The 17,184-nt window shown below is 72.0% G+C and carries 14 protein-coding genes and 1 tRNA gene; 8 read left to right on the top strand and 7 right to left on the bottom strand.

Translation table 11 applies throughout. From position 1 onward, the window contains the following. Positions 1–154: 154 nt before the first annotated feature. Positions 155–2,428 carry an MMPL family transporter gene (locus AB0F98_RS07735; protein ID WP_357730289.1) on the bottom strand — a complete coding sequence of 758 codons (2,274 nt, stop codon included), beginning with the start codon at positions 2,426–2,428 and terminating at the stop codon, positions 155–157. Further along, positions 2,428–3,000, bottom strand: a complete 573-nt coding sequence (locus tag AB0F98_RS07740) for a TetR/AcrR family transcriptional regulator (protein ID WP_357730292.1) — start codon at positions 2,998–3,000, stop codon at positions 2,428–2,430. Before AB0F98_RS07740 ends, AB0F98_RS07735 begins: the two co-directional genes overlap by 1 nt. 182 nt (positions 3,001–3,182) lie before the next feature. On the opposite strand from AB0F98_RS07740, the gene AB0F98_RS07745 reads away from it, so the two are divergent. Beyond that, the gene (locus AB0F98_RS07745) at positions 3,183–4,136 is read left to right on the top strand and encodes an ATP-dependent DNA ligase (protein ID WP_357730295.1); all 954 of its coding nucleotides are present in this window, start codon (positions 3,183–3,185) and stop codon (positions 4,134–4,136) included. A gap of 18 nt (positions 4,137–4,154) precedes the next feature. Here AB0F98_RS07745 and AB0F98_RS07750 read toward each other — a convergent pair whose 3' ends face one another. Beyond that, positions 4,155–4,793, bottom strand: a complete 639-nt coding sequence (locus AB0F98_RS07750) for an HD domain-containing protein (RefSeq protein WP_357730298.1) — start codon at positions 4,791–4,793, stop codon at positions 4,155–4,157. A gap of 167 nt (positions 4,794–4,960) precedes the next feature. Here AB0F98_RS07750 and AB0F98_RS07755 point away from each other — a divergent pair, with 167 nt between their 5' ends. The 3 genes from AB0F98_RS07755 (at position 4,961) to AB0F98_RS07765 (ending at position 7,472) form a co-directional block, all read left to right on the top strand. Next, positions 4,961–5,929, top strand: a complete 969-nt coding sequence (locus tag AB0F98_RS07755) for a GlxA family transcriptional regulator (protein WP_357730301.1) — start codon at positions 4,961–4,963, stop codon at positions 5,927–5,929. A 52-nt stretch (positions 5,930–5,981) separates the two neighbouring features. Continuing rightward, on the top strand, positions 5,982–6,563 hold the full coding sequence (locus AB0F98_RS07760) for a TetR/AcrR family transcriptional regulator (protein WP_357730304.1): 582 nt from the start codon (positions 5,982–5,984) through the stop codon (positions 6,561–6,563). Between the two features lie 96 nt (positions 6,564–6,659). Continuing rightward, on the top strand, positions 6,660–7,472 hold the full coding sequence (locus AB0F98_RS07765; RefSeq protein ID WP_357730307.1) for an oxidoreductase: 813 nt from the start codon (positions 6,660–6,662) through the stop codon (positions 7,470–7,472). A 679-nt stretch (positions 7,473–8,151) separates the two neighbouring features. Here the strand turns inward: AB0F98_RS07765 and AB0F98_RS07770 are convergent. The 4 genes from AB0F98_RS07770 to AB0F98_RS07785 form a co-directional block, all read right to left on the bottom strand. Beyond that, a tRNA-Arg gene (locus AB0F98_RS07770) sits at positions 8,152–8,226 on the bottom strand. A gap of 157 nt (positions 8,227–8,383) precedes the next feature. Then, positions 8,384–9,076, bottom strand: coding sequence for a winged helix-turn-helix domain-containing protein (locus tag AB0F98_RS07775; protein WP_076471985.1), 693 nt, complete (start codon positions 9,074–9,076; stop codon positions 8,384–8,386). 585 nt (positions 9,077–9,661) lie between these two features. Next, positions 9,662–10,324: a DUF305 domain-containing protein gene (locus AB0F98_RS07780; RefSeq protein WP_357730311.1), complete on the bottom strand. Its 663-nt coding sequence runs from the start codon at positions 10,322–10,324 to the stop codon at positions 9,662–9,664. Positions 10,325–10,332: 8 nt separating this feature from the next. Then, positions 10,333–11,133, bottom strand: a complete 801-nt coding sequence (locus AB0F98_RS07785) for a DUF3105 domain-containing protein (RefSeq protein WP_076471981.1) — start codon at positions 11,131–11,133, stop codon at positions 10,333–10,335. A gap of 99 nt (positions 11,134–11,232) precedes the next feature. On the opposite strand from AB0F98_RS07785, the gene argS reads away from it, so the two are divergent. From argS to thrC, 4 genes are all read left to right on the top strand, one after another. Beyond that, entirely contained in the window at positions 11,233–12,900 is a 1,668-nt protein-coding gene (gene argS, locus AB0F98_RS07790) for an arginine--tRNA ligase (RefSeq protein WP_357730315.1), read from the top strand. A 6-nt stretch (positions 12,901–12,906) separates the two neighbouring features. Beyond that, on the top strand, positions 12,907–14,292 hold the full coding sequence (gene lysA, locus AB0F98_RS07795; RefSeq protein WP_357730320.1) for a diaminopimelate decarboxylase: 1,386 nt from the start codon (positions 12,907–12,909) through the stop codon (positions 14,290–14,292). 8 nt (positions 14,293–14,300) lie between these two features. Beyond that, on the top strand, positions 14,301–15,614 hold the full coding sequence (locus AB0F98_RS07800) for a homoserine dehydrogenase (RefSeq protein WP_357730921.1): 1,314 nt from the start codon (positions 14,301–14,303) through the stop codon (positions 15,612–15,614). Positions 15,615–15,945: 331 nt separating this feature from the next. Then, positions 15,946–16,995, top strand: coding sequence for a threonine synthase (thrC, locus tag AB0F98_RS07805; RefSeq protein ID WP_357730323.1), 1,050 nt, complete (start codon positions 15,946–15,948; stop codon positions 16,993–16,995). The last annotated feature ends 189 nt before the right edge of the window (positions 16,996–17,184 follow it).

The following is a 17,184-nucleotide window of genomic DNA, read 5'->3' on the forward strand; positions in this document are numbered from 1 at the left end:
GGCCGGGCCCGCCGCTGCTGCGTCCCTGTTGCTGTCGAGCTGCCCCAGATCTGGGGCAGCTCGACAGCGCGTGACGGCCTACCGGAAGGGCGACGCCAGCCGGCGCTGTCACGACGCCAGCCGGCGCCGTCGCGACGCCGGCTGGACCGCGGGCTCAACCAGGGCGGCCGGCCGAGGCGGGCTCGCGGTCGGCCAGGTGGGCGCGGAGACCCTCGCCCTCGATGTCGACGTTCGGCAGCGCCCGCGCGAGCCACTTCGGCAGCCACCAGGCGCGACTGCCCAGCAGTGACATCACCGCCGGCACGATGGTCATCCGGACCACGAAGGCGTCGATGGCCACGCCGACGGCGAGCGCGAAGCCGATCGACTTGATCACCGGGTCGTGGAGGAAGAAGACGAAGCCGCCGAAGACCGAGATCATGATCAGCGCGGCCGCGGTGACCACCCGCGCGCCGTGCCCCATGCCGTTGATCGTCGCCTGCTGCGCGGTGTCACCGTGCACGAAGTCCTCCCGCATCCGAGAGACGAGGAAGACCTCGTAATCCATGGCCAGGCCGAACAGGATGCCGATCAGCAGGATCGGCAGGAAGCTGATCAGCGGCCCCGGGGTGTCGAGGCCGACCAGGTCGGCGAGGTGGCCCTGCTGGAAGACCGCGACCGTGATGCCGAAGGTCGCCGCGACGGTGAGCAGGAAGCCCAGCGCGGCCTTGACCGGCACCAGCAGCGAGCGGAAGACCAGCATCAGCAGCAGGACGGAGAGCCCGACGACCAGCACCAGGTAGATCGGGAGGGCGTCGGCGAGCTTCTCCGAGACGTCGATGCCGATCGCGGTGGCGCCGGTCAGCAGCACGTCCACGTCCTGGATCCCGCCGACGGCGTGCCGGATGTCGTGCACCAGCGTCTCCGTGGCGGCGTCGGTGGGCCCGGTCTTCGGCACCACACCGAGCAGGGCCGTACGCCCGTCGGGGCTGAGCTGCGGCGGTGCCACCGCGAGCACGTCGTCGGTGCGCTGGACCAGGGCGGTGACCTGCGGTACGGCGGCCGCCGTGGCCTGCGGCGTGTCACCGGCCACCACCACGGCCAGCCGACCGGTGAAGCCCGGGCCGAAACCCTCGGTGATCAGGTCGTTCGACACCCGCGCCGGTGAGCCGACCGCGGCCGTGCCGGCGTCCGGCAGGGCGAGCCGCATGTCCGAGGTGGGGATCGCGAGCAGTCCCAGGCCGAGCAGCCCGACCAGGATCACCGGTACGCGGAGCCGGCTGACCAGCCGGGCCCAGCGGAACCCGAAACCGGAGCGGTTCCCGGCCGGCTTGCCCGCACCCGGGTGGCGGGCCGCGACGCCGTCGACCAGCGTGCCCGGTCCGGCCCCGCGCAGCCCCTGAGCGAGGCCGTCGCCGTCGAGGGCCGGCACGGTGCCGCGCACGCGGCGGGGGAGCACCTTGCGGCCGGCGAAACCGAGCAGCGCCGGCTGGAGGGTGATCGCGACGAGCACCGCGACGGTGACCGTGCCCGCCGCGGCGAGACCCATGACGGTCAGGAACGGGATGTCGACCACGGCCAGGCCCGCCAGCGCGATCACCACCGTCGCCCCGGCGAAGACGACGGCGGAACCCGCCGTGCCGACGGCGCGGCCGACGGCCTCGTCCGGTGGCAGCCCGTCGAGCAGGTTCTGCCGGTGACGGGACGTGATGAACAGCGAGTAGTCGATACCGACCGCGAGACCGAGCATCAGCGCGAGGATCGGCGCGGTGCTGGTCAACTCGACGGTGCTGCTGAGCGCGAAGAGGCCGGCCATGCCGACGGCGACGCCGATCAGGGCGTTGAGCATGGTCATTCCGGCCGCCACCAGCGAACCGAACGTGACGACCAGGACGACCGCGGCCACCGCCACACCGATCGCCTCGGTCGAACCCACCTCCGGTTCGCCGCCCAGCACCTCGCCGCCGGGGGCCACTTGCCAGCCCTGCGCCTCGGCGCTCGCGCCGACCTTCTCGTACGCGGCGCGCTGCGCGTCGTCCACCTCGTCGGCGCCACCGGCGAACTGCACCTGGACCAGGGCGTACTGGCCGTCGGGGGAGACCGCGCCGACGGCCAGCGGGTCGACCGCGCCGACCACGCCCGGTACGGCGGTCGCCTCCTGGATGATCTCCTTGACCACGGCCTGCCCCTGCGGCGTGGCCAGCTGGCCGTCCGCGGGCGCCTTCACCGCGATCGTCCCGGTGGCGCCGCTGGCGGCCGGGAACTGCTGGGAGAGCAGGTCGAGGGCCCGCTGGGATTCGGTGCCGGGCATGGTGAAGTTGCTCGCCGTCGGGCCGCGCAGGAACGCGGCGGCCAGGCCGAGGCCGACGAGCACGACGAGCCAGATCGCGACGACGAGTCGCCGCCGACGCATCGAGCCCCGGCCGAGCCGGTAGAGCAGGGTCGCCATCAGGTTTCCTTGTCCTGGGTCGGGTGTTCAGGTACGGGTTCGAGAGCTCGCCGGGCGAGCGCGAGCAGCGCGGGACGCAGTTCGGCGTCGGGCATGTCGACGAACTCCGCGCACGTCTCGGAGATGCCGGCGAGCAGCACCAGCGCCGCGACCTGCGCGGCCGGTCGGTCGGTGTTGCCGGCGAGGGCGTCCCGCAGCCGCTCGGAGATCCGCTGGATGTGCGCGAACTCCGGCTGCCGCAGCAGCTCGGGGAACTCGCCACGGATGAGGGCGATCTCCCGCCGGAAGCGGACCGCGAGGTCGACGAACCCATCGGCTGCGGTCTGCTGCGCCGCGCGACCGGTCAACCCGGTCAGGGCGTCGTCGAGCGCCTGAAGTTCCGTGATGGCCGGAGCCATCAGTTCGGTGAGCAGGGCTTCCTTGTTCGCGAAGTGGTAGAGCACGGTGGCTTTCGAGCAGCCCACCTCGGTGGCGATGTCCTGGAGCGAAGTGCCCCGGTAGCCGGTCGCCGCGAAGCGTCGCGTCGCCGCGGCCAGGATCTCCCCGCGGGTCTCCGGTTCTGCCCGTCGCATGCCGGTCACCTCCGTTGACCAGCATGCCTGACCGATCGGTCAGACCCTGACCGATCGGTCAGACGAAAACCGTGGCCTTCCCCACAGGGGGGGCGGGTCAGTCGGTCGCGTGACCCCGATCGCTGCGACGCGTCCCGTCGTGTCCGGTTGACCGCCGCCCCGACGAACGGGAAGGTGGGCTGATGGGAGCGGCGGAGGAGACCCGGGACGGGGTGTCGCTGACCAACCTGGATCAGCCGGTCGTCGACGGGGCCAGCAAGCGCGACCTGGTCGACTACCTCGACACGATCAGCGAACGGATCCTCCCGCAGCTGCGGGACCGGCCGCTGTCGGTGATCCGGGCGCTGCGCGGGCAGGCGCCGTTCATGCAGAAGAACCTGCCGAAGTACACCCCGGAGTGGGTGCGGCGGGTGCCGGTCTGGGCGGAGGCGTCGCGGCGGGAGGTGTCGTACGCGCTCTGCGACGATCGCCGGACCCTGCTCTGGTTCGCCAACCAGCGGGCCGTCGAGTACCACCCGACGCTGGCCCAGGCGGGCCGGCTCGATCGGCCCACCCACCTGGTGCTCGACCTCGACCCGCCGGAGGGGGACTCGTTCCCCGCGGCGGTGGCAGCCGCACTGCTGGTACGGCAGGCGCTGACCGATTCCGGCCTGGCCGGCGCGGTGAAGACCAGCGGCGCCAAGGGTGTGCACGTCTTCGTGCCCGTCGAAGCCGGCGCCGACGCGGAGCAGATGGCGGCCGCCACCCGGGCGCTGGCGGCCCGCGCCGAGCGGCTGGACCCGGCGCTGGCCACCACCGCCTTCATCCGGGAGGACCGGGGCGGTCGGGTCTTCGTCGACTCCACCCGGGCGGGCGGGGCCACCGTCGTGGCCGCGTACAGCCCGCGGTTGCGGCCGGGACTGCCGGTCTCCTTCCCCGTCGAGTGGGCCGCCCTGCCGGACGTCACGCCGGGCGACTTCACCGTGCGTACCGTCCCGGGGCTGGTCGCGGCCCGCGACCCGTGGCTCGACCTGATGCCGGCACCGCAGCCCCTCCCGGCCGACCTGGTCGAGGAGGGGCGGGCCATTCCGATCGCCCGAGTGCAGGCGATGCACGAGGGCAAGCGCCGGGCCCGTGCCCGGCGTCAGACAGGCTGACGCCGGGCACACTCCGGCTCACTCGGGCCAGTCGTTGCCGAGGATGATCTGCACGAAGTCCTCCCGTACGAACGACGGGTCGAAGTGCGCGAGCACGTCGTCGTTCACCGTGCCGAACGTGGTGTGCGGCCGGTGCGCCACGCCCTGGTTGAACGCCGCCAGGATCTGGCGCTTGAAGTCGGGGCGCGGGTGGGCGGCGGTCACCTCGGCGATCCGTGCCGGGTCGAGGTCGCGGTAGCCGATGCCCAGCACGTCGGTCTCCACACCGGCGGTCACCAGGGCGATCTCCGGGTCCAGGTGCTCGGGTACGCCGGGCGTGGTGTGCAGCGCCACGGCGAGCCAGACCTTGCGCGCCTCCTCGGCGGAGCGGCCGTGGTCGAGCAGGAACCGCTCCGCCGCCTTCGCCCCGTCGACCTCGAAGCGCAGATCGGTGCTCCCGTACTCGCCGGTGAGGCCGAGATCGTGGAACATCGCGCCGACGTAGAGCAGCTCCGGGTCGGGGGAGAGGCCGCGGCGTTCGCCCTGGAGCGAGCCGAAGAGGAACACGCGGCGGGAGTGGTGGTAGAGCAGGTCGTCGGTGGCCTTGCGGACCAGTTCGGTCGCGGCGGCGACGAGCGGTGTGTCCGGGATGGTGATCCCGGCGATGATCTCGGTCATCCGAGCTTCCTTCCGTGCTGGGCCGGCTGGTGGCCGCCCGCTTCGGCACCGATGCTGCCGGGGCTACACTCGACGGGCCATGTCCCTGGGGACAAGCACTCCACAGATACGGACATGGTGGGCCGGGACGCGGGCTGACCGCCCCGGAACCGGAGGGGGTACGGCGGATGGCCGGGCAGGGCCCGCACCGCGTCGGTGTGGTGGTCTTCGACGGGATGCAGTTGCTCGACCTGTCGGGGCCGGTGGACGTGTTCGACGCGGCTACCCGGCGCGGCGCCCACTACACCGTGCAACTGATCGGCTGGCGGTCCGTGCAGGTACGCACCTCCTCGGGTGTGCGGCTCACCGCCGACACCACCCTCGACGAGGCCGACCCGGTGGACACGCTCGTGCTCACCGGCGCCGACGACCTGTCCGCGCTGCCCGACACGGCAGACGTACGGGCCCGCCTGGGCCGCCTGGTCCGGCCGGACACCCGCCTCGCCGCGGTCTGCACCGGGGCGTTCGTACTGGCCCGGACGGGGTGGCTGGACGGGCACCCGGCGACCACCCACTGGCGGCACGCGGAGCGGTTGCGGGCCGAGTTCCCGCAGGTCGAGGTGCGACCCGACGCCATCTACGTACAAAGCGGCCGCCTGCTCACCAGCGCCGGGGTGACCGCCGGGATCGACCTCGCGCTCGCCCTCGTCGAGGCGGACCACGGTGCCGGGCCGGCCCGGGAGGTGGCCCGGGAACTCGTCGTGTTCATGCAGCGCCCGGGCGGGCAGTCCCAGTTCTCCGTCCGGCAGGACCTCCCGCCGAGTGGCGACCAGCGGCTGCGCCGGGTGATCGACCGAGTGGCCGCCGACCCGGCCCGGCCGTACCCGATCGAGGCGATGGCGCGCGACGCGACGGTGACGCCCCGGCACCTGCGGCGGATCTTCCAGCAGGAGCTCGGTCTCACGCCCGGCCGTTACCTGGAGTTGGCGCGCATCGAGGCTGCTCGGGTGTTCCTGGAGCAGGGGGACACGGTCGGTGACGCGGCCCGGCGCAGCGGGTTCGGCAGCGACGAGACGCTGCGGCGGGTGTTCACCACGACGTACGGCATCCCACCCTCGGTCTACCAGCGTCGTTTCCGCACCACCGGCGTGAGCTGATCCACGTCGAGCTTTGTTGACTGGTCAGTCAAGAAAGTTGTAGCGTGGCGTCATGGGGCGAGCGAGGGAGTTCGACGTCGACGCGGCGCTGGAGGCCGCTATGCGGACGTTCTGGGAGCGCGGGTACGAGGGCGCGTCGTTGTCGGACCTGACCGAGGCTACGGGCGTCGGGCGTCAGTCGCTGTACCTGGCGTTCGGCGACAAGCAGAAGCTCTACCTGGCGGCGCTCGACCGCTACCGCGAGCACTTCTTCCTTCCCCTGGTGGAGGCGCTGTCCGGCAACGTCGACGTTCGGGTGGCGTTGCGGGAGGCGATCCTGCCGCTGGTGGACGGCAGCTGCGCCGATGACCCACGAGGGTGTTTCCTGGTCGCTGCGGCAGCCGAGCGGGCCGGTGAGGACTCCGCGGTCCGTTCCCGGGTCACGGCGGCGTTCGCCGGCCTGGAGACCGCCCTGTTGGAGGCGGCGCAGCGCAGCCGGGCGGCCGGCCTGGTGGCCGACACGGTCGACCTGACCGGCTGGGCGGCGCTGACCGTGGCCACGATCCAGGGCATGCGGGTGATGGAGGCGGGCGGCACCGACCGGGCCACTCTGATCCGAGCGCTGGACACCGCCTTGGCGATGCTTCACCCCTGAGGTCTCGCTCGTCCCTCGGAGGTCTCGCTCGTCCCTCGGGCATGGCTTCGGCGTACCCATTTTTTTGACCGATCGATCAAGAAATAAGGATAGAAAATGTCTGTAGTGGTGGATCTAACCGATAAAGTCGCGGTCGTGACCGGTGCCGGCAAGGGCATCGGGGCCGCCGTCACCCGCGAACTGCTCGACGCGGGCGCGCGGGTGGTCGCGGGCAGCCGCAGCGCCAGCATCGACCTCGCCGGACTGGCCTCCGACAAGGTTCTCGCGACGGTCGACGTCGACCTGTCCACCGCAGAGGGCCCGGGCCGGCTGGTGGCCACCGCCATCGAGCGGTTCGGCGGCCTGGATGTGCTGGTCAACAACATGGGCGGGCTCACCAACGGTGGTCCCTGGCTCGGCGGATTCCTCTCGGTCGGCGACGACGACTGGCTGCGGAGTGTCGAGCTCAACCTGCTCTCCGCGGTGCGGGCCACCCGCGCCGCGGTGCCCGCGCTCCTCGGGCGCGGTGGCGGTGCGATCGTCAACGTCGGCTCCGTCAACGCGTCGCTGCCCGACCCCAGCGTGGTGGACTACTCCGCAACCAAGGCCGCGATGACCAACCTCGGCAAGTCGCTGTCAGCCGAGTTCGCGCCCCAGGGCATCCGCGTCAACACCGTGTCGCCCGGCCCCGTGAAGACCCCGCTCTGGACCGCGCCAGGTGGGCTCGGCGATCAACTCTCCACAGCCATGGGCACCGACATGCAGGGCGCGATGCAGGCGATGGCCGACGGCCTCGGCGGGATCAAGCTCGGCCGGTTCGGCACCGCCGAGGAGATCGCTCGCCTGGTGGTGTTCCTGGCCAGCCCCGCTGCCTCCTACATCACCGGTAGCGACATCGTCATCGACGGCGGGCTCGTCAAGACCCTCTGACCCCGCCGACCGACGCGGGTCGGCCCGGGCCCGTCCGGGGTCCGACGCGGGTCGGCCCGGACCCGCCCAGGATCCGTCACGGGTCGGCCCGGACCCGTCCCGGATCCGTCTCGGGTCGGTCCGAGACCGTCCCCGTCCGAAGAGGCCGCCGTCCAGTACCCCTGGCGGCGGCCTTCTTCGTAGGGCCTGTCCTCCTGGCCGCTGGAGTTTGTGCGCGAAGCTTCGCGTGCCTGGGCGACCGGGGCGGGTTGGCTACGTTGTTGGGCCGGTGAGGGACCCAGCGCGGGGTCGTCCTGAGGGAGACTCGCCGTGCGGCTGATCAAGCTCGGCGCGTTGATGGCAACCACGGGTCTGATCGGAGCACTGGCACACCTCTGGGCGAGAGATAGTTCCCCGAGCAGTGGGGCGGTCCCAACATCGGCGGCGGCATGCTGCAACTTCTGTGCTACGCGCTCGTCCTTGGCGGAATCATCCTGACCATTGCCGGCCTGGCCGCGCGCAGACGTGATTGAGGCCGGTCGGGTCGGGTCGGCGACAGTTCGGCCTCGGTCGGGCGTCCGGCGAGGAGGAAAGGCGTGACCTGGCCGACAGGAGAGCGGAAAGCGGTCGGGCAAGCCACGCGTACGACAAAGGCCGCTGCCAGGAGTGCTGGTCAGCGGCCTTTCGTGTTTCTCATCGGTGGTGCCCCCGGCAGGATTCGAACCTGCGCCCCCGCCTCCGGAGGGCGGTGCTCTATCCCCTGAGCTACGGGGGCTCAGCGACTGGGAAAGACTAGCAAACACCCTGCACGAACAACGAATCGGTATCCGCCGTGCGTGTCATCCCTGCTCAGTTACCCTCTCCGCACCCAGCCGACTCCCGCCGCCCTGCCCTCGCCGCAGGCGTTTCCGGAGGGTGGGGGAGGGGTTGGGTCAGGCGGCTTGGGTGCGGCCGCAGCTGGGTAGCGGGTGCAGCGTGATCCGTCGGGGCAGCCGGCGCGGCCACTCGTTGCGGGCCCAGGACCCGTCCACGATCAGGTGCACGGTGCGCTGCTCCTCGCCGCTCAGGCGCAGGACGAAGTCGCGTGGCAGCGGCGGGTCGACGTCCGGTGTGGTGATCATGAATCGGACCCGGCCGCGGGAGGAGACGGCGGAGACCACGTCCGCCGCGGGCATCGTGCCGCGCAGTCGGACCCGGCCGATCCAGTAGACCTCGGCGAGGTGCTCCTGAGCGGCCCGGGTGATCGCTGGGTACTCGCTGCGTACCCAGCGCTCGACCGCGCCCACGCAGAGCCCGCAGGCGCGTTCGCGAGGCTCCCGCGGACCCAACCCCCAGGCCCGCAGGTACGCCCCGACCGCGCCGGCGTCCATCGGCAGGTCGAACTGCCGTTGGATGAGGGCGGTCAGGCTCTGCCGCGTCCAGAGCTCCTCGCCCAGTTCGAACTGGTCCGGATGGACGCCTCGTAGGGTGTCGATCAGTTCGAGTTCCTGTTCGCGACTGAGCATCCCCGGCTCGCCCTGCCGCTGTCCGCGACGGGCGGCTGCCACCGCCCCGTCACCGCCGATGGTGTGGCGCCGGCACCAGCTGGTGACCGAACGCCGTGCGTCTCTCAGTGCAACCCCCACGTCTTGGGCAACGAGCCCGAATCGCAACTGGTCACGATATGTGTGGAGAAAACTCTCTAACACACGTAATCGGGCAGACCGCCCAAAAGTGAGTGGCAGTTGTCATCCTGTGCCCGGGACAGCCGGAGACCCAGCCAGGACCGGGTCGGAGCCTCGCCCGCCGGACTCGAGATGCGGGTATGTCGGGCTGTCCCGGGTGCCCGGATCCCCCGACTTCAAGGAAGTCGAGTTGACCTTCGCGTCCGCTGGGCTGGACGGAGTTGTCCGGCTCCGCGCCCGGGAGTGGCCGAGCGCCGGAGCGAGCGCCGGAGTGAGGGAGCGCCGGAGTGAGGGAGCGCCGCGGTGAGGGGGTGCCGCGGTGAGGGGGTGCCCGGGACGGGCGCGGAGCCGGGAGTGGGGGAGCGCCGGGTGTGGGGGAGTGCCGCGGTGAGGGAGTGTCCGGGACGGGCGCGGAGCCGGGAGTGAGGGAGCGCCGGGTGCGGGGGAGTGTCGCGGTGAGGAGAGTGCCCGGGACGGGCGGGGCCGGGCCGGGGGAGAGGGGGCGCCGGGGGGCCGTTGGCGGGGCGGGGGCGCGCCCCGGAGGCGTCAGCCGCCGAGGCGCTTCTTCGCGTTCTGGAGGTTGGTGAGGTCGGTCTGCTGGGTGTTCTTCATGATCTGCGCCGTCCGGAGCACCTCCGGTTCGTCGCCGGCGTCGAGCACGCCGTCGATCATGTGGACGCCACCCAGATGATGATTGATCATCATGTTCAGGAACAGGAGGTCGAACTCCCGGCCCTGCGCCCCGCGCAGCTGCTCCATCTCCTGAGGCGTGGCCATGCCCGGCATCAGCCCGTTCTTGACCAGGCTCGCGCCGTCCGGCATCCACGCCATGCGCGGCTGCGAACCGGTCGGATCCAGCCCCCAGCTGCGCAGCCAGGTCTGCATGATGCCGATCTCGCCCTGCTGGCCGCTGGCGATGTCGCCGCCGATCTGGCGTACCTCGGGGTCGGTGCCGCGCTGGAAGGCCAGCATCCCCATCTCGACCGCCTGCGCGTGGTGGGCGGTCATGTCCCGGGCGAAGCCGGCCTCGACCGAGTCGTCGCCGGGGCGGGTCAGCCGGGGGGTCAGTAGGCCCCCGGCGTACCCGAGGAGCAGGGCGACCACGACGGCGACGGCGATTCCCACCAGGCCGAGGCGGGGGCGGGACCCCCGGCCGCCGTCGGCGGCCGGGGCATCGGATGAGCTGTCAAGGGTGGCGGGAGCCGTCATCATGATCCTTACTGGGTCGGCATCTGCACACCGTCGTCATGCGGCGTGGTGCCGGTGGCGGTGATGCCCTGGTTGCACAGCGCGGTCGGGCCCTCGATCGAGGCGTTCACCCGCAGCGTCTTGATGAACTCGTCGATCCGGCTGTCGTCGGCGTTGTCGAGCTTGAGCTGGTAGCCCCAGGCCTGCAGCGAGATCGGCTTGTCCAGGCCCTCGAACGGGCTCATGAGCATCTTCTCGTTGCCCCGCACCTTGTCGGCGAGCTTGGCGACCTGGTCGGCCGGAAGGTCGGGGCGGTAGGTGATCCAGATCGAGCCGTGCTCCAGGCTGTGCACCGCGTGCTCGTTGGCGATCGGGGCGTCGTAGACGTCGCCCATGCAGTTCTGCCAGGCCTGGTTGTGCGGGCCGGCCACCGGCGGCGAGATCGTGTACTTGATCGGGCCGGGCTGGTGGTTGCTGCCCTTGACCAGCTCCGGGTCCTTCTTGCGGTAGTTGACGATGCCGCTGATCGCGTCGGCCCGCTCCTCCCACGGCTTGGAGCCCTGGAACGCGGCCCAGGCGCCGAAACCGATGATGCCGACCGCGACCAGGCCCACGACGGCGAAGAGGATGATCGGGCCCTTGGCGCGGCCCTGGCTGACCTTGACCGGGGCGATCGGCTTGCGGGGGCCCTTGCCTCCGCCGGACCGGGTGGCGGTCGGCTTGCCGGATCCGGCCTTGGCGCCGGACGCCGGCCGACCCGCGGCCGGCTTCTTGCCCGTGCTGACCACGGTCGGACGGCGCTGCTCGCCGCCCGGGGTGCTGATGCTCATCGTGCCTCGTCAGGTCGGTCGGTCAGGGAGCCGGCGGGTCTGGTACGCACAACGGGTCGCCGCCGCGGGGACCGAGTCTACCCCCGATAACATGGATCGGTGACTCCCGCAGAACTCGCCGAGGTCGTCCTCGCCGCAGCCCACGCCGTCTTCACCCAACGGGGTCTGGACCCCTCCGTGCTGCCGGGGGAGACCACCGTCGAGCGACCCCGAAACCCGGAGCACGGCGACTACGCCTCGACGCTGGCGTTGCAGCTGAGCAAGAAGGTCGGCCAGCCGCCGCGGGAGCTGGCGAGTGCGCTCGCCGAGGAGCTGGGCAAGGCGCCGGGCGTCAAGTCCGTGGAGATCGCCGGGCCCGGCTTCCTCAACATCCGGTTGGACGCGGCCGCCGCCGGGCAGCTCGCCCGCGTGATCGTCGAGGCCGGTGTGGAGTACGGCCGCAGCGAGCGGCTCGCCGGGCAGCGGATCAACCTGGAGTTCGTCTCCGCCAACCCCACCGGCCCGGTACACATCGGTGGGGTGCGGTGGGCCGCGGTCGGCGACGCGCTGAGCCGCCTCCTGCGGGCCACCGGCGCCGACGTCGGCACCGAGTACTACTTCAACGACGCCGGTTCCCAGATCGACAGGTTCGCCCGGTCGCTGCTGGCCGCGGCGAAGGGCGAGGCCGTGCCGGAGGACGGCTACGGCGGGGCGTACATCTCGGAGATCGCCGCGGAGGTCCAGGCCCGCCGGCCGGACGTGCTCTCCCTCGACGACGCCGGCGCCCAGGAGGTGTTCCGGGTCGAGGGCGTCGCGCTGATGTTCGACGAGATCCGCTCGTCGCTGCGTGACTTCGGGGTCGAGTTCGACACGTACTTCAACGAGAAGGACCTGCACGACCGGGGCGAGCTGGACCTCGCCCTGGCCCGGCTGCGGGAGCAGGGCCACGTCTTCGAGGCCGAGGGCGCAACCTGGCTGCGCACCACCGAGTTCGGCGACGACAAGGACCGGGTGCTGCGCAAGTCCAACGGTGAGTGGACCTACTTCGCCGCCGACTGCGCCTACTACCTCGACAAGCGCGAGCGCGGCTTCGAGCGGGTCGTGATCATGCTGGGCGCCGACCACCACGGCTACATCGGCCGGATGAAGGCGATGGCCGCGTGTTTCGGCGACGACCCGGAGCGCAACCTGGAGATCCTCATCGGCCAGCTGGTCAACCTGGTCCGCGACGGGCAGCCGATGCGGATGAGCAAGCGGGCCGGCACGGTCATCACTCTGGAGGACCTGGTCGAGGCGATCGGTGTGGACGCCTCCCGGTACGCGCTGGCCCGCTACTCGGCCGACTCGCCCATCGACATCGACGTGGAGCTGTGGACCCGGGCCAAGAACGACAACCCGGTCTACTACGTCCAGTACGTCGCCGCCCGGACCGCCGGGGCGGCGCGCAACGCCGCCGAGGTCGGCCTGACCCGGGGCGACGGGGAGAGCTTCCACCCCGAGCTGCTCGGCCACGAGAAGGAGAACGAGCTGCTCAAGGCGCTCGCCGAGTTCCCCGCCGTGGTGGCCACCGCCGCCGAGCTGCGCGAGCCGCACCGGGTGGCGCGCTACCTGGAGGAGAGCGTCGCACCGGCGTACCACCGGTTCTACGACAACTGCCGGATCGCGCCGCAGGGCGACGAGGAGATCACCGACCTGCACCGCGCCCGGCTCTGGCTCAACGACGCCACCCGCACCGTGATCGCCAACGGCCTGCACCTGCTCGGCGTCACTGCACCGGAGAGGATGTAACGGATCATGCGGGCTCACGAGGCAGGCGCACTGCACGGTGAGATCGGCACCCGCGGGCCGGCCTGGCTGCGTACCCCGGCCGACGTCAACGCGCTGGTGCCGGAACTCTGGCCGCGCAACGTCCGGCGGGACGCCGACGGTGCGCTCGCCGTCGCGGGCCTGAGCGTGCGCGACCTCGCCGCGCAGTTCGGCACCCCGGTCTACGTGCTGGACGAGGACGATCTGCGCTCGCGCTGCCGCGACTTCCGGGCCGCCTTCCCGGACGTGGACGTCTACTACGCCGGCAAGGCGTTCCTCTGCCGGGCAGTGGTGCGGATGATCGACGAGGAGGGCCTGCACCTCGACGTGTGCAGCGGCGGCGAACTGGCCGTCGCGCTGGCGGCCGGGATGCCGGCGGAGCGGATCGGGTTCCACGGCAACAACAAGTCGCTCGCCGAGCTGACCCGGGCGGTGGACGCCGGGGTTGGACGGATCATCGTCGACTCGTTCGCCGAGATCGACCGGCTGACCGCGCTGGCCCGCGACCGGGGCGTACGTCCCCGGGTGCTGGTCCGGGTCACCGTCGGGGTCGAGGCGCACACCCACGAGTTCATCGCCACCGCCCACGAGGACCAGAAGTTCGGCTTCTCGCTGGCGGGCGGGGCGGCTGCGGCGGCCGCCTTCAAGATCCTCGACGAGGATGTGCTGGAGCTGCGCGGCCTGCACTCGCACATCGGGTCGCAGATCTTCGACGCCAGCGGTTTCGAGGTCTCGGCCCGGCGGGTGCTCGCCCTGCAGGCGCAGATCCGCGACGCCCGTGGGGTGGAGCTGCCCGAGCTGGATCTGGGCGGCGGCTTCGGCATCGCGTACACGACGCAGGACGACCCGGCCGCGCCGCACGACCTGGCGAAGCGGCTGCGCAAGATCGTCGACAGCGAGTGCGAGGCTGAGCGGCTGGCCGTACCGCAACTCTCCATCGAGCCCGGCCGGGCGATCGTGGGTCCGGCCATGTTCACCCTCTACGAGGTCGGCACGGTCAAGGACGTGGACGGCATCCGCACGTACGTGAGCGTCGACGGCGGCATGAGCGACAACATCCGCACCGCGCTGTACGACGCGTCGTACTCCGCGACGCTGGCCTCCCGGGCGTCGGCCGCCGAGCCGATGCTCGCCCGCGTGGTGGGAAAGCACTGTGAGTCCGGGGACATCGTGGTGAAGGATGAATTCCTGCCCGCCGACGTGCAGCCCGGAGATCTTGTCGCGGTGCCCGGCACCGGCGCGTACTGCCGGAGCATGGCCAGCAACTACAACCACGTGCCGCGCCCCCCGGTGGTCGCGGTGCGCGACGGCCAGGCACGTCTGATCGTCCGGCGGGAGACCGAAGAGGACCTGCTCGCATTGGATGTTGGATGACCTCACCTGTGCGCCTGGCGTTGCTCGGCTGCGGCACGGTCGGCGGGGAGGTGGTACGGCTGCTGCACGAGCAGTCGGCCGACCTCGCCGCCCGGATCGGCGCCCCGCTGGAGCTCGCCGGCATCGCCGTACGCCGGCTCAATCGGGACCGCGGCGAGCTGCCGGTGGACCCGTCGCTCTTCACCACCGACGCCCTCGGCCTGATCAAGCGGGACGACGTGGACGTCGTGGTCGAGGTGGTGGGCGGCATCGAGCCGGCGCGCGAATGGCTGGTCGAGGCACTGCGTGCCGGCAAGAGCGTGGTGACCGCCAACAAGGCGTTGCTCGCCGAGGACGGCGGGGCGCTGCACGACGCGGCCGCCGAGGGCGGCGCGGACCTCTACTACGAGGCCGCGGTGGCCGGCGCGATCCCGTTGCTGCGCCCGCTGCGCGAGTCGCTGCACGGGGACCGGATCACCCGGGTGACCGGCATCGTCAACGGCACCACCAACTTCATCCTCTCCGCCATGGACGCCACCGGCGCCGGCTTCGCCGAGGCGCTGGAGGAGGCGACCGAGCTGGGGTACGCCGAGGCCGACCCCACGGCCGACGTGGAGGGCTTCGACGCGGCGGCGAAGGCGGCGATCCTCGCCTCGCTGGCGTTCCACACCCGGGTGAGCGCCGCCGACGTGCACCGGGAGGGGATCACCGAGGTCACCGCCGCCGACGTGGCCAGCGCCAAGGCGATGGGGTGCACCATCAAACTGCTCTGCATCGCCGCCCGGGGCGTGGACGCGGCCGGCCGGGAGACCGTCAACGTCCGGGTGCATCCGGCGATGATCCCGCTGACCCACCCGTTGGCCGGCGTCGGCGACGCGTTCAACGCGGTCTTCGTCGAGGCGGAGGCGGCCGGGCAGCTGATGTTCTACGGCCGGGGCGCGGGTGGGGCACCGACCGCCAGCGCGGTGCTCGGCGACGTGGTGGCGGTCGCCCGCAACCGGCTCGCCGGGGTGCGCGCGGCCAGCGAGAGCGCGTACGCCGACCTGTCGGTGCGGTCCATGGGGGAGGCGCTCACCCGCTACCACGTGAGCCTCGACGTGGCCGACCGGCCCGGTGTGCTGGCCGCGGTGGCCGGCGTCTTCGCGCGGCACGACGTGTCGATCGCGACGGTTCGGCAGGGGCCGGCGGAGGGCTCGGCCCCGGGCAGCGGCGCGGACGCCGACCTGGTGATCGTCACCCACGTCGCGCCGGACGCCGCGCTCGCCGCGACCGTCTCCGAGCTGCGTGGCTTGGACATCGTCCGGTCGGTGACCAGTGTGCTCCGGGTCGAGGGCGGGGCGTGACTCGTTGACCCGGTGACGGGCGCTCGTCGCCGGTAGCGGCTGCCGGGCCCCGGTGAGAGGCCACCTCGTTGTCCTGGTCGGGCGTCCGCGTCTCCCGACGGCTCCACGCCGGTGAGGCGGTGGGGTCGTGCGGTACGGCGGTGGGTTCGCCGAGCGGTGGCCCGGGCGCCGGCGATGCGGTTCCACGGGCGTGGGCGGTGGCCGGCGGTGCCGTCCCACCGGGCGTCCCGCCAGGTGGGTAACGGGGGGTGATGCACGGGCCGTTCCGGCAGGCTGGTCCAGGCTTGGCGTGCCCCTGGTCGGCGGGGGCGGAAGAGGCGAGGAGAGCGACATGTGGCGGGGTCTGATCGAGGCGTACCGGGACCGGCTGCCGGTCACCGACGCCACGCCCGTCGTGACCCTGCACGAGGGGAACACGCCGCTGCTGCCCGCGCCGGTGCTCTCCGCGAGGCTCGGCTGCGACGTGTACCTGAAGGTGGAGGGGGCCAACCCGACCGGCTCGTTCAAGGACCGCGGCATGACGGTGGCGGTCTCCAAGGCGGTCGAAGCGGGCAACAAGGTGATCATCTGCGCGTCCACCGGAAACACCAGCGCCTCCGCCGCCGCGTACGCGGCCCGCGCCGGACTGACCTGCGCGGTGCTGGTGCCGCAGGGCAAGATCGCGCTGGGCAAGCTGGCCCAGGCGCTGGTGCACGGCGCGCGGCTGCTCCAGGTCAACGGCAACTTCGACGACTGCCTCGCGTTGGCCGCCAAGCTGGCTCAGGACTACCCGGTGGCGCTGGTCAACTCGGTCAACATCGACCGGCTGCACGGCCAGAAGACCGCCGCTTTCGAGATCGTCGAGGCGCTCGGCGACGCACCGGACATCCACTGCCTGCCGGTGGGCAACGCCGGCAACATCTCCGCCTACTGGATGGGCTACTCGGAGGAGCTGTCGGACGGGCGGGCCACCCGCGCGCCGAAGATGTACGGTTTCCAGGCTGCCGGGGCCGCGCCGCTGGTCACCGGCGAGGTGGTACGTGAGCCCTCGACCATCGCCACCGCGATCCGGATCGGCAACCCGGCGAGCTGGACCCGGGCGGTCGACGCCCGGGAGGCCTCGGGCGGCCTGATCGCGGCGGTGACCGATCGGGAGATCCTCTCCGCGTACCGGCTGCTCGCCCGGGAGGTCGGGGTCTTCGTGGAGCTGGGCAGCGCGGCCAGTGTGGCCGGGCTGTTGCAGCAGGCGGCGGCGGGCCGGATTCCGGCCGGGGCGACCGTGGTCTGCACGGTCACCGGGCACGGGCTCAAGGACCCGGAGTGGGCCATCTCCACCGCTCCCGCCCCGATCACCATCCCCAACGACCCCCTCTCCGCCGCCCGCTCCCTGGACCTCGCCTAACCCCTCCCCGGGGTCCTCCCCGGGCCCTCCCCGTTGATCATGAAGTTATTGCCGCTCGCCTCGGCGTGTCACGACGACAACTTCATGATCAACGGGCTGGTTTCGGCGGTGCGGCGGGCTGCGCGGGTACCGGTCAGTACCCGGCGCGGAGCGAGGTGAGCGGGTCGGGCACACTTTGCATGCCCTGCA

The sequence above is a fragment of the Micromonospora sp. NPDC023737 genome (assembly GCF_040639715.1).
GTDB lineage: Bacteria > Actinomycetota > Actinomycetes > Mycobacteriales > Micromonosporaceae > Micromonospora.

What these genes read in the sequence shown, in the direction of transcription:
- AB0F98_RS07760 (WP_357730304.1), top strand. Translation starts at nt 5,982, where the DNA reads ATGGGGCGAGCGAGGGAGTTCGACGTCGACGCGGCGCTGGAGGCCGCT.
- AB0F98_RS07740 (WP_357730292.1), bottom strand. Translation starts at nt 3,000, where the DNA reads ATGCGACGGGCAGAACCGGAGACCCGCGGGGAGATCCTGGCCGCGGCG.
- AB0F98_RS07765 (WP_357730307.1), top strand. Translation starts at nt 6,660, where the DNA reads ATGTCTGTAGTGGTGGATCTAACCGATAAAGTCGCGGTCGTGACCGGT.
- AB0F98_RS07780 (WP_357730311.1), bottom strand. Translation starts at nt 10,324, where the DNA reads ATGACGGCTCCCGCCACCCTTGACAGCTCATCCGATGCCCCGGCCGCC.
- AB0F98_RS07745 (WP_357730295.1), top strand. Translation starts at nt 3,183, where the DNA reads ATGGGAGCGGCGGAGGAGACCCGGGACGGGGTGTCGCTGACCAACCTG.
- AB0F98_RS07735 (WP_357730289.1), bottom strand. Translation starts at nt 2,428, where the DNA reads ATGGCGACCCTGCTCTACCGGCTCGGCCGGGGCTCGATGCGTCGGCGG.
- AB0F98_RS07785 (WP_076471981.1), bottom strand. Translation starts at nt 11,133, where the DNA reads ATGAGCATCAGCACCCCGGGCGGCGAGCAGCGCCGTCCGACCGTGGTC.
- thrC (WP_357730323.1), top strand. Translation starts at nt 15,946, where the DNA reads ATGTGGCGGGGTCTGATCGAGGCGTACCGGGACCGGCTGCCGGTCACC.
- lysA (WP_357730320.1), top strand. Translation starts at nt 12,907, where the DNA reads ATGCGGGCTCACGAGGCAGGCGCACTGCACGGTGAGATCGGCACCCGC.
- AB0F98_RS07755 (WP_357730301.1), top strand. Translation starts at nt 4,961, where the DNA reads ATGGCCGGGCAGGGCCCGCACCGCGTCGGTGTGGTGGTCTTCGACGGG.
- AB0F98_RS07750 (WP_357730298.1), bottom strand. Translation starts at nt 4,793, where the DNA reads ATGACCGAGATCATCGCCGGGATCACCATCCCGGACACACCGCTCGTC.